Origin of the sequence: Bacillus sp. BPN334, from assembly GCF_008368885.1 — a bacterium.
GTDB classification, from domain to species: Bacteria; Bacillota; Bacilli; order Bacillales; family Bacillaceae_G; genus Bacillus_A; species Bacillus_A wiedmannii.
Map to the genome: position 1 here is coordinate 376,290 of NZ_QOZW01000003.1, position 17,161 is coordinate 393,450.

A 17,161-nucleotide genomic window follows, 5' to 3' on the forward strand; every position below is an offset into this window, starting at 1 on the left:
TTGTTTTCATTTTTGAAAGGTTGGTATTGCTAATAGTAAATAGAAGAGTAAAACAAATTGAAAGGGACAAGTGAGGGGGAATTATAAATGTTAACAAAACAGTTATTTAGTAAAACATAAATAGAGCACACAAATAAGTATGCTCTAAGAAAAAAGGTGATACAAGTGGAGTGTTGCGTGAAATGTAAAAATAATAATCAGATTTTTTTTGAGTGTATTTTTAACATTGTATGCTTTACTTGTTTTTAAGAGCTTGTCATGTCAAAGAATGTATAGATGATTATTTTATGAAAGTAATTGCACACCTTTACATTTTTAGGAGGATTTTTTTATCAAAAAAAGATAAAGAACGGAACAAATGAAACTTGTATCTTGTCTATATATTGAAACCATAATAAAAGTGAGGGCAGTTTTATCTTTATTCAAATAAGTTCGAGGTGTGGAAATGGAAGAGACGTTTATTGAAAAGTGTATTCATGATGAGCTTGACTATGTTATAAAAGACTATTGGCAAGATGTATGGAATTATTCATTTATTATTACGAAAGATCCACACTTATCAGATGATATCACGCAAGATGTGTTTATAAAGGTATTTAAAAATTGGAATTCATTTCGAAAGGAGTCATCTATTAAAACGTGGATATTAAAAATTACAAGAAATACAGCAATAAACTATTTGAAATCCTCCTATTTTAAAAGGATATCATTAGTAGGTTTTTTTAGTGATGATAAGCAATCTCCATCGGCAGAACGAGAGTTTTTTAAGCAAGAGGAAATGAATGAAGTGTGGGATGTTGTTTTAAAGCTACCTAAAAAACACCGTGAAATAATTATTTTAGATGCAAAATATGAATTATCTTATGAAGAAATGGCCGAAACATTAGGTGTATCCATTGGAACTGTTAAATCTAGATTAAGCCGAGCGAGAAGTAAGGTTTCAAAACTAATAGGGGAGGGTAGTAGTGATGAACAATAAAAAAAATCCTAACTGGTATAGTAAATTGAAAAAAGGCCCAATGGAGCATCGGAAAGATGAAGAAGAATTTATTTATAAAATAAAGCAATCGGTATATCAAAATAGTGAAGTAGATTCTGCAACATATAAGAGACCATTTCGTAAAAAAGCATTGCCTGTTGTAGTTGTTTTGGTTTGTACAATGTTATTTTTTATTGTTCAACAACCTTGGCTTGATGATAATAAATCACCGGTACAAAGTAGCACTCAAATTAAGCCTAAAACAAAAGATGAATCTGCTCAAGATCCATCATTAAAACAATTTATGTATGATTTATATCAAAGCACAAATTCAAAAAATGAAAATGATTTGTATAGAGCATTAAATGATGAAGTTCTATTTAAAGGGAAGAGTTATAAGAAGGATGAATTGAAGTTTGATGAAGATATTTTTCATGAGTTGCAAGTCGCTCTTACAATGGGGGGAGAATTTGCAAATGATACAAAAAAAGTATACAAAGTACCAAGTGGATTGACAGAAAGTAACGAACCAAAGCAAGCGCATTTTATATATGCAACGGTTACTGGAAATAAAACAAAAATTTTAGCTGAACCAAAACGAGAATCACAAGTTTTATATGAAGTATCTAATGAAATGGTAAAAGCTTGGATTCCAGAAAAAGTGCAAAATGATGAATATATAAAAATATCGACAATTAACGGTAATACTGGATATGTACAAAAAGAGTATGTTTTAACTGATATTAAGTATTCATTTATGTTCGAAAAGAATGATAATGGTGATTGGAAAATAATAAATATAGATTCTATATGGTAAAAGAGGAAGGTTCACTTTAATGAACCTTCCTCTTTGCTATTATCTTTTTTTTGAAGTGTATGCCAAGACTCTAAAATTTCCGATGTAACGAGAGCAGCGATGTTTTTTTCTGAATTACTACCAGGAATAACGACAGAAATGGCGATTTGTGGATCTTCGGTAGGAGCATATGCAATGAAAAGAGAATGATTTATCATTTTTGCTTGCTCATTCGGAAAACCTGTAATACCCGTTTTACCTGCGACATGAAAGGGTAAGTTTTTAATCTCCTCTATATTTTGACTCATTCCGCCTTGCACGACACTCCAAAATTTCACCGGATAACGATTAGAACTTTCTAAAATTGGTTTAAACTTTTTTGTTTCCTTACCATTTTGATCAATAATAGCACTTACGATTTGAGGTTTATATTTATCACCTTTACTTGCTAAAGTTGCTGCATATTGAGCGAGTTGAAGAGGAGTGTGTACTTCATTTCCTCCCCAAGAGGCATTTAATAAAGCGGAGATACCATTTTCAAACTTGTTTGTTGGATGAAATTCATATTGTCCGTCTTCTTCAAAAGGTAAATCAACCCCGGTTTTAGAACGAAGGCCAAATTGCTTTAAATACTCTGTCCATATATGTGCAACTTTTTCTATATTCCCATTATTTTGGTTGAATAAGGGTAGAGCTACTTTTGCTGTCATAAATGTGTTAGATGAATTAATGATAGCCTGCCTCGGTGTAATCTCACCTGTTGGCGTTCCAGGTGCATTCGTAATGTTATTTTGATTATCATATTGAAAAGTACCTTTATCTAAATAAGTATCTTCAGGTTGAAAAAGCTTTTCGTTTAATCCAATTAAAATAGTAAGTGGCTTTATAGTTGAGGCCATATTTACATAAGATTCACCATACTTTAATTTTTGAATTGCTTTATTTTGCGAAAGTGATTTAATGTTTTCATTTTTAGATGATACATGTGTATTTAATGTATTTGGATCAAACACTGCCGAGTTGGCCATAGTTAAAATTGCGCCAGTTTTTACATCGGTTACTACAACATAACCAGCTTTAGCATCACGTATTTTCTTAATTTGAGATCTTAATGCTTCCTCTGTTTTTTGTTGCAATTTAGAGTCTAAAGCTAGCTGGACATCTTTTCCTTTTTGAACTTTTTGAATGTTCCATAAGGATTTTTTATTATTCATTTTAAAAATCAGTGTTTTTCCGGGTTTTCCTTTTAAATCATTTTCATATTGAAGCTCAATCCCACTTTTTCCAACAGGTCCATACTTAGAATTAAGGTCATTTTCTACATACCCAATTAGCTGTGAACCAACTTCGTGTTTAGGATAATATCGAATCCATTCATCTTTAATTATTACATTATTGGGTTTGTTCTTGTTTATGAATGTAAGTTCACTCTCATTTATGTCAGAGTATAACGGTAAATCATTCATAGTCTGCTTTTTACAAGATTGTTGTAATTGAGATTTTATGTCCACTGTAGAAATGTCATGTTGAAACTCGCTTGAAAATTGATTGAAAAAAGCCAATGTGTTTGCTGCATCTTGTTTCGATAGCTTCTCATCATTAAAAGTGCAATATAGAGACTTAACTTTCTTATTTGTAGCTAGTATTACACCATTTCGATCGGAAATTTTTCCTCTTTCAGCTGAAGAAGTTGCGATAGTAATTGAGATGAAGTTGATTTTTAATAAAATTAGTAAAATCAAACCTACAATAGAAAGAACCGCAAAAAATCTCCATCTTTTTATATGTAACATATAACCCTCCCTTATGTAGCCTATTTCATCTTATAGTTAATTATTTTTTTTGTAAATGTGGAACAATTTTATTATTTAGGTTGTCTATTAAGTATAACAGCATGAAGAAAGGAATAATTAGTATGAAAAGTTACTAGCAAGTCTATGTGTAAGCTTAATATGAGTCATTATACAGTTTAGCATTTCTAATGCAAGCAATAAAAAAATAGAGAGAAAAACAGGAAAGGGGATTTATCAATTACGCGGCTAAACGAAGAAGGCTTGATGCTTACAAGGATGTAGAAAAAAAGATAAGACACTATTTATAACTGAATGGTGATTTCTAATATATAGGGAACGTATTTATTTACTAAGTATTAGTGAGGAGTTCCGGAAGAATTATATGGAGGATTTATGAAAAAACAAAAAGAAAAAAAGCAACAGACATATATATCTATTCGATTAAATATAATGTTCCTTTGCATATTTCTACTATTCTCAGCCATTATTATGCAGCTAGGAAAAGTACAAATCGTTGAGGGAGAGGCTTATAAGAACCAAGTGGAGAGCAGTCAAAATGAAACAACTAGTATACCAGTTCCACGTGGACAAATACTAGATCGAGAAGGGAAAACAGTTGTTAATAATAAATCTCTTCGTACGATTACGTATACAAGGGTAAAGGGAATTACTAGTGAAGATATTTTAAAAACAGCAAAAGACTTAGCGAAAGTGCTTGAAATGCCTGAACAAGATATAAATAAATTAACAGACATCGATAAAAAAGATTTTTGGATGCAGTTGAATAGGCAACGTGCGGAGACAATGATTACTAAAAAAGATATAGAAAAGTTAAAAGATAAGGGAGTAGAGGGAAAAGAGTTAGATAAAAAAATAGAAGACTTAAGACGAAGTCGTGTTACAGAATTAGAATTGGCAGAATTAACAGCACAAGATTTAAAGGTGTTAGCTATTAAAAGTAAAATGAGTTCGGGTTATCAACTAACACCACAAATTATAAAAAAAGATGTAACAGATCAAGAGTATGCGCGAATAAGTGAAAACCTTGCTGAGTTTCCAGGAGTAGATGCAACAGTTGATTGGGAACGTAATTATGTAAATGGTAATTTATTCCGTTCTGTGTTGGGTAATATTACGAGTAGTGAAGAAGGGTTACCGAAAGAAAACTTAGATTCTTATTTGGTACGTGGATATAACCGTAATGATCGTGTAGGAAAAAGTTATATTGAACAACGATATGAAGATGTGTTACACGGTACAAAAGAAGAAGTGAAAAATATTACTGATAAATCAGGAAACATTATAAACACAGAGATAATCTCTAAAGGAAAAAGTGGTAATAGTTTAACATTAACGATTGATATGGAATTACAAAAGAAAGTGGAAGAAAGTATAGAGAAAAATTTGAGAGCGTTTAAGAGTTCAGAGCCACTGTTGGACCGAGCTTTTGTCGTCATGACGAATCCAAATAACGGACAGATTTTATCTATGGCAGGCAAAAAGATTGTAGAAAAAGAAGGGAAATTAGAGATTGAGGATTTGGCATTAGGTAACATGACAACTTCCTATGAGCTAGGGTCCGCTGTAAAAGGTGCAACTGTATTAACTGGATATGAGACAGGGGCAATACAGCCAGGAGATCAATTTTATGATGCACCTATGAAATTTAAAGGTACACAAGCTAAGAAATCGTGGAATGTATCCGGATTTGGTAATATTAATGATTTACGAGCGCTACAAGTATCTTCGAATGTATACATGTTCCAGACAGCTTTAAAAATTGCGGGAGTTAATTACGTACCAAATGGTTCATTGGATATAAAACAAGGAGCATTTGATACGATGCGCTATTATTTTAAACAATTTGGATTAGGAGTTCCAACAGGTATTGATTTACCGAATGAAATAGTAGGACAAACTAGAAAAGTAGATAGTCAGCCTGGGTTTTTACTAGATTTTTCTATTGGTCAGTATGATACGTATACACCGTTGCAATTAACGCAATATATTTCAACGATTGCTAATGGAGGCTATAGAATGCAACCTCAAATTGTACAAGAAATACGAGAGCAATCAATAAAAGAAGAAGAGGTTGGCAAAGTTATACGCTCTATAGAGCCTGTCGTATTAAATCGAATTGATATGAAGACAGAACATATTGATCGAATAAAAGAAGGGTTTAGATGGGTATTCCAAGAAGGTGATGGAACTGGCGTGAAATATTTCAAAAATGCTCCATATAAACCAGCAGGAAAGACAGGGACAGCTCAAACTGTATATGGTGGAGATGATCCAATTGGTAGAAATGCGAAAGGGGAACGTATGGAATGTTACAACTTAACATTAGTTGGATACGCCCCATATGATAATCCAGAAGTAGCATTCTCAGTAGTAGTCCCATGGCTTCATGATGATAAAAATGGTATTAATTCTATAATTGGAAAGGAAGTTTTAGATGTATACTTTGATTTGAAAAAGCAACGTATACAAGGTGAAACTGCTAGTACAGAGAGTTCGAATCAAAATCATTAATAATTGTGTACTTTTCTCAGGGGAAGAGATCCTGTTTATATAAAAGCCTTTATAAGTTAAAGAAAAAGTAAGATTTGAAATAAGAGTTAGTAGCTATCATAGTTGCTATCTCTTATTTTTGTTAATATCTTGGTTACTAGTTAAAAAAGGTTTTAAATTTATGGAACAAACTTGTTTCTTAGATGGTCTATTATGTGTACGTATAAAAACAGGTATTCAAATAGATACATTGTATTGAATTTACTACTTGTTTTCAGTATTGAAAATTTGAAAGGAATGATGATTTTGAAAAATAAGAGGATGCTAAAAATAGGAATATGCATTGGTATATTAGGTATAAGTCTTACAAGCCTAGAAACTTTTACAGGAGGGGCATTGCAAGTTGAAGCGAAGGAAAAGACAGGGCAAGTTAAACATAAAAAGCATGCGACATATAAAGAATTCTCTCAACTTGAGAAAAAATTTGATGCTCGATTAGGTGTGTATGCTATTGATACGGGTACACATCAAACAATAGCTTATCGACCTAACGAAAGATTTGCCTTTGCATCAACCTACAAGGCGTTAGCCGCAGGAGTATTGCTACAGCAAAACTCAACTAATAAATTAAATGAAGTTATCACTTATACGAAAGACGACTTAGTGGAATATTCACCTGTTACAGAGAAACATGTAGATACCGGAATGACACTAGGAGAAATTGCTGAGGCCGCCGTTCGTTCCAGTGATAATACTGCAGGGAACATTTTATTTAATAAAATAGGTGGACCTAAAGGATATGAAAAAGCGCTTAGACAGATGGGTGATCGGATTACTATGGCTGATCGCTTTGAGACAGAGTTAAACGAGGCTATTCCAGGAGATATTCGTGACACTAGTACAGCGAAAGCAATTGCTACGAATCTGAAAGCTTTAACGGTCGGAAATGCGCTTCCAGCTCATAAACGTAATATTCTTACAGAGTGGATGAAAGGAAATGCTACAGGAGACAAACTTATTCGTGCAGGCGTACCAACTGACTGGATAGTTGGAGATAAATCAGGAGCTGGAAGTTATGGGACACGAAATGATATTGCTATCGTTTGGCCTCCGAATAGAGCACCTATTATCATCGCAATTTTATCTAGTAAAGATGAGAAAGAGGCTACCTATGATAATCAACTAATTGCAGAGGCAGCTGAAGTTATAGTTAAAGCTCTTAGGTAATAATCTCTCAATTCTTTATTTAATGTAATTGAAAATATGAACTTGGAAAGCGATTCTTTTTAATGTGAAAAGAATCGCTTTTTTGTATTCCTATAATGAATAGTAAGTATATAAGCGAAAATTATTATTTCATGGACAATTTATCCCCTAAAGTGCATGAGGGAAATTTTCTCCTGTGGTGTTCGTAGCAATAATATTATTATGTATACGATAATAATATTTTGGACTAGTTAAGCTAGATACTCCTATATGGATATGTAATTTTACATATCCATATAAAAGACACATATGTGCTAATCCCTATTAAATTATATTAAAATCATTTTTAGGTAAGGGGATTCATATAGATTTAAGGGAATCAAAGAATTTTTATGTTTAATTATCATAGTATAATTATTTCACTTTATGAAATGAAATTTGTATATAACTTTTTTAAATATAATATTTTTAAATTCGAATAATAAATATCTGAAAAATCAAATTTAATCAATGTGATTTTCAGGTTTACTTATGAAAAACATAGTGTTTAAAATGAGGGGGAAGTAAGGTCCTTATATTCTATCAAAAATAAATAAAAAACGAGATACGATTACTCTATCGGAAAAATTTCTCTCCTCAAGTGTGTGTGATGAAATCCTAACGTTAGGTTGTACAACATTTACGATTAAAACTGTAAAAAACAATAGTGAAGAGGTGTACGGAATGAAGAATAAAATTATGACAGGATTTTTAATAACATCAATCGTTACTGGAGCGACTATTCCTATCAATACTCTCGCAATGCCAATCGTTCAGGCGGAAACGAAACAAGATAATATAGATATTTCCTCAGCATTACGAAAAATAGGTGCACACTCCAAATTAACACAAACCTTTATAGATGGAGCCTTAGCAAGTCCGAATGTGCAACTTGAAGAAGTTCCATCTTTAAATACAACTCAATTTCTAATTAAACAAGATATGAAAGAGTGGTCATCAGAACTATATCCAAAATTAATTCTATTAAATTCAAAAAGCAAAGGATTTGCAACCAAATTTAATAGCTATTATCCAACATTAAAAGGATTTGTAGATAATAAGGAAGATAAAGAAGGGTTTTTAGATAGACTGGAAGTTCTTCAAGATATGACTATAACAAACCAAGAAAACGTGCAACGTCAGATTAATGAGTTAACAGATCTTAAACTACAGGTAGATAAGAAACTGAAAAATCTTGATACAGATGTGGTAAAAGCACAGAGTGTACTTAGTTCAGAGGGAACAGGAAAAATAGACAAGTTAAAGAATGAAATGCTAAATACAAAAAAATCAATTCAAAATGATTTACAGCAAATAGCATTATTACCAGGAGCTTTAAATGAACAAGGGCTAAAGGTATTCCAAGAAATTTATAGTCTATCAAAAGATATCATTGAACCGGCTGCTCAAACAGCAGTAGTAGCGTATAACAAAGGAAAAGAAATAAACAATGCTATTGTAGAAGCAGAGAAGAAAGCAGAGCAAGAGGCAACAGAAAAGGGAAAATCAGCTATAGAAATTGAAGTTGCCAAAAAAGAGGCACGTGAAACGATAGAGAAAAGTAAAAAAGGTGAAATTGCTGCAGCTGCAGTTACGAAAACGAAAGAGTATGATCTTATGAAAGTAATTGATCCTGAAAAAATTAAAAAAACATATAGTACTTTTGCAGAAATTAATAAACTAACAGCAGAGCAACGAGCGCATTTAGATGATCTAGAGAAACAGAATCAAAAATTATATGACTTAACAACTAAATTAACAGTAGCAGATTTACAAAAATCAATGATTCTTTTCATGCAAAATGATTTGCATACATTTGCTAATCAAGTAGATGGAGAAATTGAGCTAATGAAACGTTATAAAGAGGATTTGAATCTAATAAATAATAGTATTACAAAATTATCGACTGAAGTTGATACTAATAACACTCAGTCTCAAAAAGATACATTAAGACGACTAAAAAATGTAACAAATCAACTCGAAGAACAAGTTAATAAATTTTAATATTAAGAAATAATATTTAACGAAAAAATTATAACGCAACTGAAAATAAGGAGGAGAATCAAAAAATGAAATTTCCATTTAAGGTCATAACTTTGGCCGCTTTAGCAACGGTTATAACTGCTACGAATGGTAGTACTATTCACGCACTTGCACAAGAACAGACAGCACAAGAACAGAAAATAGAAAATTATGCGTTAGGACCTGAAGGGTTAAAGAAAGTGTTGGCTGAAACAGGCTCTCATATTCTTGTAATGGATTTGTACGCAAAAACAATGATTAAGCAACCGAATGTAAATTTATCCAACATTGATTTAGGTTCAGGAGGTGGAGAATTAATCAAAAACATTCACCTGAATCAGGAACTGTCACGAATCAATGCAAATTACTGGCTAGATACAGCGAAGCCAAACATTCAAAAGACAGCACGTAATATTGTAAATTATGATGAACAATTTCAAAATTATTACGACACACTAGTAGATACTGTAAAAAAGAAAGATAAGGCGGGCCTCAAAGAAGGAATAGGGGATTTAATCGGTACAATTCATACAAATTCAAATGAAGTTACGGAAGTTATTAAGATGTTAGAAGCTTTTAAAACAAAGTTGTATACAAATACTGTAGATTTTAAAAATAATGTTGGAGGTCCAGATGGGCAAGGGGGATTAACGGCTATATTAGCGGGAAAACAAGCACTAGTCCCACAACTTCAGGCCGAAATTGAGAATTTACGTTCTACGCAGAAAGCGCATTTTGATAATGTATTAGCCTGGTCAATTGGTGGTGGATTAGGAGCAGCTATTTTAGTTATTGGAACGATTGCAGGAGCGGTAGTAATTGTTGTGACCGGTGGCACAGCGACACCAGCTGTTGTTGGTGGTCTAACAGCTCTAGGGGCAGCTGGTATCGGTTTAGGAACAGCAGCTGGTGTTGCGGCATCTAATCATATGAGCTCCTATAACGAAATTTCTAATAGAATCGGAGAATTAAGTATGAAAGCCGATCTTGCTAACCAAGCAGTTATTTCACTTACTAATACAAAAGACACGTTGACATATTTGTATCAAACAGTGGATCAAGCAATCATGTCTCTAACGAATATTCAGCAACAATGGAATACGATGGGAGCGAATTATAAAGATCTATATGATAATATCGACCAAATGCAAGAACATAAACTTTCTTTAATACCTGATGATTTAAAGGCTGCAAAACAAAGTTGGAATGATATTCATAAGGATGCAGAATTCATTTCAAAAGACATTGCTTTTAAACAAGAAAAAACAAACTAAAAATCAATATATATGTATAGGAGGAATTAGAATGAATAAAAACTTTCCTTATAAACTACTTGCTGTATCGACGTTTTTGACTCTGACAACAACTACTGTAGTTTCTCCAGTGGCAGCCTTCGCAAATGAAAGTAAAATGGAACAAACTAGTACCGAAGATATATCTCTTTCTGTAAACAGCGAAAAGATGAAAAAAGCTTTGCAAGATGCTGGGGTATTTGCAAAGTCTATGAATGATTACTCTTATTTGTTAATTAAAAACCCAGATGTTAACTTTGAAGGAATTGACATTAAAGGATATACAAATCTACCTAGTCAAATTCTACAAGATCAAAAGAATGCAAGAGAGCATGCTACGAAATGGGATTCACACATAAAAAAACAACTTTTAGATACACTGACGGGGATTGTAGAGTATGATACTAAATTCGACAATTATTATGACACATTAGTAGAAGCGATTAATGAAGGGGATGCAGACACATTAAAAGAAGGCATTACAGATTTACAAGGTGAGATTAAACAAAATCAAGTATATACACAGAATTTAATACAAGAACTGGCTGAGTTAAGAGATAGTATTGGAGAAGATGTCCGGGCATTTGGAGGTCATAAAGATATTTTGCATTCGATTCTGAAAAACCAAGCATCTGGAATTGATGAAGATGAAAAGCGCCTAAATGAAGTTTTAGAGCAAGTAAGACATTTTAAACAAGTAGAATCAGATGGAATTATAACTGTATCAATTCCCTCAATTCCTACGTGGATTGCTGGTGGTGTAATGATAGGGGTAGCAAGAAATAATTTAGGTACGTTAGAGCCATTGTTAGCACAATTACGTCAGACTATAGATTATAAAGTAACATTAAATCGTGTAGTTGGTGTTGCGTATAATAATATTAATGAAATGCACAATGCGATTGGATCGGCTATTAATGCACTTACCTATATGTCTGCACAATGGCATGATTTAGATTCTCAATATTCGGGAGTGCTTAGTCATATTGATAAAGCATCCCAAAAAGCGGATCAAAATAAATTCAAATTCCTAAAACCTAATTTGAATGCAGCGAAAGATAGTTGGAAAACATTGAGAGCGGATGCGTTTACATTAAAAGAAGGGATAAAAACATTAAAAATGGATCCTGTTTCTTCAAAAAAATAGCGGAATACGGTATTTGTTGCAAGGGCATTTATACAGTTATAAAATGATTTTTTGTTCTTTATAAATTGAAAAGACGGAGGTATAATCAGGCCTCTGTCTTTTGTTTTATTGAAATATTTTTATAATTCCATCCTATATGTAGAAAGTAGTTATACAAGTTTGAATTTTTAAGGTGAATGATTTTTATGAATTTTTCCGTAAAACCTAATCTATGATTAGTGAGCTTTATATTCTTATTTTCCTAATTGAATACTTTTATACAATTAGATGGAAGTTAAGAATACTAAATCAAAACATAATAGGTTGTTATTGATGAGTTTATTGTAAAGTTGTTATTTTATGTGTCATCAAATAACATTTATAAACAATTAGAAATAAAGAAAAGGAGACTATTATGAGAAAAAATAGAGTATTAGATACAACATAAATAGCGTAAATAGTTTTTGATGTAAAAACATGATAAATAAAATAATAGTCCTTACATGTACTAAGGGAAAATGAGGGAGATAATATGGGGAATAACTCAAAATATAAAACTAGAAAAATACTTGCAGCCACCGCTACAGTAACTATGCTTGCAACTGCAATGATTTCTACAACAGATATCATTGCAGAGGAAACAAAGCAGCAAAAAAAAATATCGACATTACTGCAAGAGGGAAAGTCAGTTAAATCAGAAAACAGAACATATACAGTCCCAGGAAAAGGGGATGTTGAGGTACTGAAACAACAGGAAAGAAAAAGTATGGCATTTAGTCCATATGAACCCACTGGTTTATATGCAAAGCCAAATGAACAAATAAAGATTAATGTAGAAGGAAATCAAAATATTCAAGCATACATTGGAACGTATTCGTATGATGCTTCTTGGAGAGAAGATTCTAAAATAAAATCATTTACATTAAAACCTGGTATAAACACGATTCAATCTCCAAATGGGGGGATGATTTATTTTTATAATAAACAACAAGGTGGCACTATTCGAACAACAATCACAACGGGTGGAGCGACTACTCCTTTCTTTGAACTAGGCAAACATACGAAACAAGATTTAATAAACATGCTGGACCAATATCCAAATGCACATGCGGTGGAGTTAAAAGGAGAACGTGTATTAATTACGGCCAGCCCGGCACGTGTTAAGAAATATTTGTTAGGTTCTAATACAGATCCTGTACAACTCTTAAAAAAGATGGATGAAGCTACTCGAATTCAAGACAAAGTAGCTGGATTATCTGAAGAACAAGCAGATAAACATTATATTCATTACGTAGAAGAAAATCATTCTCCTGATTATTATATGTATGCAACTTCTTATCGAACCGCATATGTGGGAGACGCAATCCAATACGTGTTAGATATTAATAAATTTATAAAAGATGGTTGGGGTCCATGGCATGAGGCAGGGCATTTGAGACAGCAATCACCTTGGAAGTTTTATAATATGACAGAAGTACAAAATAATATTTACAGCCTTTCTGTAGAAAAAGCATTTACATCTAATCAACCTTTTAGATTGCAACAAGAGGGTGCTTATACTAAGGCATTTCAATACTTAGAACAATCTAATAAAAATTATGATGAAATTAGTGATGCTTTTGTTAAGCTTGTTATGCTTTGGCAACTACAATTAGCATATGGAGAAGACTTCTATCCTAAACTGCATCAATTGTATAGAGATATGCCTTCTGATGAACTTCCACAAACAGATGAAAATAAAAAACAATTATTTATGATCTCAGCATCAAAAGTAGCCAAACAAAATTTGATGCCTTTCTTTGAGAAGTGGGGATTACGTCCAAATAATGATACCATTCAAAAAGTGGCTGCATTAGGATATCCAATTTTAACAGCAGAGATTTGGAAGGGTACTGATTCTAATCCGATTAAACCAAATGTGCCTAATGCAAATAATATTTTAGAAGGAAGACAGTTTGCGTGGTCAATGAAAGGAATTAGTGATTTCGAGTTTGCTAAAATCAATTTCAATAAGTCGGCAGAAGAAATGCAAGTGGACTTAAAAGCAGGCGTACCGCATCACTATTTTAATGAAACATATGCGAGTATTAAAGTACAAAATGCATCAGGCAAAGTAGTATACAAGAAAGACATTTATGGAAACAAACAACAAAATGCTGAATCGCAAAAAGTTCCAGTTAAAGTAGGGGATTATATTGAGTTAACACATCTAGAAGGTGTGCATAGAGCTACTTTAACAAATATAGATAATAGTAAACAAGAAAGCTTTGGAAAAAAAGCAATGTACGAAGTTACAAAAGAAGGTCTGAAAAAAGTAGAAAAAATGCCAGAATCAACAATTTTAGATGGGAATCAATTTGCATGGTCACTAAAAGGAATAAGTGATTTTGAGTTTGCTAAAATCAATTTCAATAAGTCGGCAGAAGAAATGCAAGTGGACTTAAAAGCAGGCGTACCGCATCACTATTTTAATGAAACATATGCGAGTATTAAAGTACAAAATGCATCAGGCAAAGTAGTATACAAGAAAGACATTTATGGAAACAAACAACAAAATGCTGAATCGCAAAAAGTTCCAGTTAAAGTAGGAGATTATATTGAGTTAACACATCTAGAAGGTGTGCATAGAGCTACTTTAACAAATGTAGATAACAGTAAACAAGAAAGCTTTGGAAAAAAAGCAATGTATGAAGTTACAAAAGAAGGCATGAAGAAAGTAGAAAAAATGCCAGAAACAACGGTTTTAGACGGAAATCAATTTGGTTGGTCTTTAAAGGGATATAGTGATAGGGAAATCGCAAAAGTAGATTATAATAGGGCAACAGAGAAAATGCAGGTGAATTTAGAAGCAGGTGTACCACATTCTTACTTTAATAATACGTATGCAAGTATTAAAGTACAGAATTCATCCGGTAGTGTTGTGTACAATAAGGAAATAGTGGGAAATAGACAACAAACTGCTGAAAGCCAAGCCGTGCCCGTAAAAGTGGGAGATTACATTGAGTTTACCCATATAGAAGGGGAAGCAGTAAAGGAAAAGACACGCGCTACACTTATTAACCTTGAGAATAATAAACAAGAATATATAGGCAAAAAAAGAACCTATCAAGTTACTTCTACGGGATTAAACAAAATAGATTAACATGAAGAATATTCAAATTATTAGTAAGATGCTAAATAGCAGTTCATTATGAACGGCTATTTGGCTTTTATTTATATAAAAGTGAAATGAAAATACTCTCTCTATTATATATACTCTTGTTTTCATCAACAGCTATATTTTTTAATGTAACTTGTAAAAAACTCACATTATTAACTGTTTCCCATTCATTCAAGCTATTGAGAGATAGTTAATGGTTTTTTGAATGTTTTATTTCAATTAACTATCGAGTGAATACAAATAGAATATCTTCTTAGAAAAAGCGAACTGACACGGGGTACTCTTTTTTATGGTCGTAATGTCCCACAAGAATAAGTACTAGTATCTACTGATATTGGAAAGTGAATAGCCTGAAAAATGTACGGGATTGATTTTTATTACAAATTTGTAAGGTTATGTAATGAAAATCGATAGAATTGGATGTTTGAATAAAATAATCTGTATAAAGAATAGAATATTATGAAAAAGTAAAAGAACATCTAGTTTTTTTAAAAATGCTGTATGCATATTTATATTCATTATGAGTGAATTGACTTCCACGAAAGTAGTAAGGGCACAATCGAAAATTTTAGCTGATAGGAGCATAGAAAACTTTAAGAAAAAGATGGATGAGCAAGTACCTAAATGGCAGCAGGATTATGATGTACCAGGGGTTGTGATAGGAGTTGTAAACAATGGGCGTATTGCTTATACACTAAATTATGGTTATGCAGATAAAAATAAGAGAAAAGAAGTGAATGATTATACTTTATTTCAGGCAGGTTCGGTGTCCAAAAGTCTTACTGCTTGGGTAGTTCTACATCTTGTAGACGAAGGGCTTCTATCATTAGATGAACCGGTGGGCAACTATCTAAGTAAATGGAAATTACAAAATTCGAAGTTTGATAATAATGAAGTCACGATAAGAAGGTTATTAAGCCATACGGCAGGATTGTCCACACATAAAGGGTATTTAGGAGTGGTATCTGGGGAACCGCTCAATGCTATTGAAGAATCACTGTCTGGGAAATGCAGGAATAGTGATTCTGTTGAGATAATTAAAAAGCCAGGTTCAGAAGCGATATACTCCGGGATTGGCTATACGATTTTGCAGCTTGTTATTGAAGAGGTGATAGGAATTCCCTTTGAACGTTACATGGGTAAACAGATTATGGAACCATTAGGAATGAAATCTAACTCATTCCGACAAACCCCGGATAATTCAAATCTTTCGAAAGCTTACGGATACTTTGGCCAAGAAATCCCGAATTATCAATATACCGAACAGGCTGCTGCAGGTCTCAGAACAAATGTTACGGATATGATGACTTTCATACTGGCAAGCATGGAAACTACTGATCATAAAGGTAAGGGGTATGGTGTCATCAAAAGTGAACGTGTGGAGGAAATGCAAAATCCGGTATTAGGTGAGAATGGTTTAGGTATATTTGAGAGTAAGTTATCTAATCAATGGAAAATGATGTACCATTCTGGTGATAATCGGGGGTGGCATTCCTTTTATGGCTACCAAAGGATGGATTAGTCATTTTCACGAATGGTGAGAATGGTAAAGATGTAAGACAGGACATTTACCATGAATGGATAAAACACGAGACTGGGGAAGTTCCTCGAAAGTTATTTTGCCTTCGAAGAGCAAAGAAAAATAAATGCTATTATATCCGTCGTTATTGGGGCAGTACTTGGTATATACTTGCTACTATTTGTAATTAGATTTAAACAGAGGAAAAGAGCTTTTATTTTGAAACACGAGAAAAAAACTTACATTAGAGTTGGAGTTAGAACACTTCTACTTTTTAGTATTGCTCTGTACTTGTTTTGTCGCACCTACATGTGGAGCACTTTAAGTTTAAGTGCAAGCAATAGAATAAATATAATGCTCATACTGGCATGGATGTTGGCGTTATTAATTGTAGGATTCTTTCCCCAAAAAAAACGAAGTAGCACAAATAAAACGCTAAAGTCTGAAGCTGTTGGTTATAAATCAAAAGGGAATTAAACGTTATGTAGCTGGAAGCTGGGAAAGATTTGTTATTGTACACTTCTAAATTTTGAAGTGTTATATATCTAATTGATAATGACATGTTTAGTTGGGGTTAATTCCTAAAAAATAAAGTGGTAAGTACTTAATATAAGTGTATATTAACGTGCAAACAGGGCTGCAAGTAATTGGTAGTCCTGTTTGTAATGTTAAATAAAGACTCGCTGAGGATCTAATGAGAAGAAAAAGAACCCTATAG

General features: G+C 32.8%; 9 protein-coding genes and 2 pseudogenes. 9 read left to right on the forward strand and 2 right to left on the reverse strand.

From position 1 onward, the window contains the following. Positions 1 to 445: 445 nt before the first annotated feature. Both DN393_RS03570 and DN393_RS03575 read left to right on the forward strand, forming a co-directional pair. The gene (locus DN393_RS03570; protein WP_060488847.1) at positions 446 to 979 is read left to right on the forward strand and encodes an RNA polymerase sigma factor; all 534 of its coding nucleotides are present in this window, start codon (positions 446 to 448) and stop codon (positions 977 to 979) included. Next, positions 969 to 1,796: a hypothetical protein gene (locus DN393_RS03575; RefSeq protein WP_064475207.1), complete on the forward strand. Its 828-nt coding sequence runs from the start codon at positions 969 to 971 to the stop codon at positions 1,794 to 1,796. Before DN393_RS03570 ends, DN393_RS03575 begins: the two co-directional genes overlap by 11 nt. Positions 1,797 to 1,807: 11 nt before the next feature. Here the strand turns inward: DN393_RS03575 and DN393_RS03580 are convergent, their stop codons facing one another. After that, complete coding sequence (locus DN393_RS03580) at positions 1,808 to 3,568, reverse strand: peptidoglycan D,D-transpeptidase FtsI family protein (protein WP_064475208.1); 1,761 nt, start codon at positions 3,566 to 3,568, stop codon at positions 1,808 to 1,810. Between the two features lie 393 nt (positions 3,569 to 3,961). Here DN393_RS03580 and DN393_RS03585 point away from each other — a divergent pair, with 393 nt between their 5' ends. Together DN393_RS03585 and bla are read left to right on the forward strand one after the other, a co-directional pair. After that, a complete protein-coding gene (locus DN393_RS03585; RefSeq protein ID WP_064475209.1) occupies positions 3,962 to 6,100 on the forward strand; it encodes a peptidoglycan D,D-transpeptidase FtsI family protein in 2,139 nt (712 codons plus the stop codon). Positions 6,101 to 6,379: 279 nt separating this feature from the next. Next, positions 6,380 to 7,306, forward strand: coding sequence for a class A beta-lactamase Bla1 (bla, locus tag DN393_RS03590; RefSeq protein WP_370458083.1), 927 nt, complete (start codon positions 6,380 to 6,382; stop codon positions 7,304 to 7,306). 19 nt (positions 7,307 to 7,325) lie between these two features. On the opposite strand, the pseudogene DN393_RS32365 reads toward bla, so the two are convergent. Beyond that, a pseudogene (locus DN393_RS32365) lies at positions 7,326 to 7,400 on the reverse strand (undecaprenyl-diphosphatase); the annotation flags it as partial. Between the two features lie 608 nt (positions 7,401 to 8,008). On the opposite strand from DN393_RS32365, the gene hblC reads away from it, so the two are divergent. From hblC to DN393_RS03615, 5 genes and pseudogenes are all read left to right on the forward strand, one after another. Continuing rightward, positions 8,009 to 9,328, forward strand: coding sequence for a hemolysin BL lytic component L2 (gene hblC / locus DN393_RS03595; protein ID WP_064475210.1), 1,320 nt, complete (start codon positions 8,009 to 8,011; stop codon positions 9,326 to 9,328). Between the two features lie 65 nt (positions 9,329 to 9,393). Then, positions 9,394 to 10,620: a hemolysin BL lytic component L1 gene (gene hblD, locus DN393_RS03600; RefSeq protein WP_064475211.1), complete on the forward strand. Its 1,227-nt coding sequence runs from the start codon at positions 9,394 to 9,396 to the stop codon at positions 10,618 to 10,620. Between the two features lie 31 nt (positions 10,621 to 10,651). Further along, complete coding sequence (hblA, locus tag DN393_RS03605) at positions 10,652 to 11,785, forward strand: hemolysin BL binding component B (protein WP_064475212.1); 1,134 nt, start codon at positions 10,652 to 10,654, stop codon at positions 11,783 to 11,785. Positions 11,786 to 12,296: 511 nt separating this feature from the next. After that, complete coding sequence (locus DN393_RS03610; RefSeq protein WP_149173320.1) at positions 12,297 to 14,906, forward strand: putative mucin/carbohydrate-binding domain-containing protein; 2,610 nt, start codon at positions 12,297 to 12,299, stop codon at positions 14,904 to 14,906. A gap of 538 nt (positions 14,907 to 15,444) precedes the next feature. After that, positions 15,445 to 16,920 (forward strand): annotated as a pseudogene (locus DN393_RS03615) (serine hydrolase). The last annotated feature ends 241 nt before the right edge of the window (positions 16,921 to 17,161 follow it).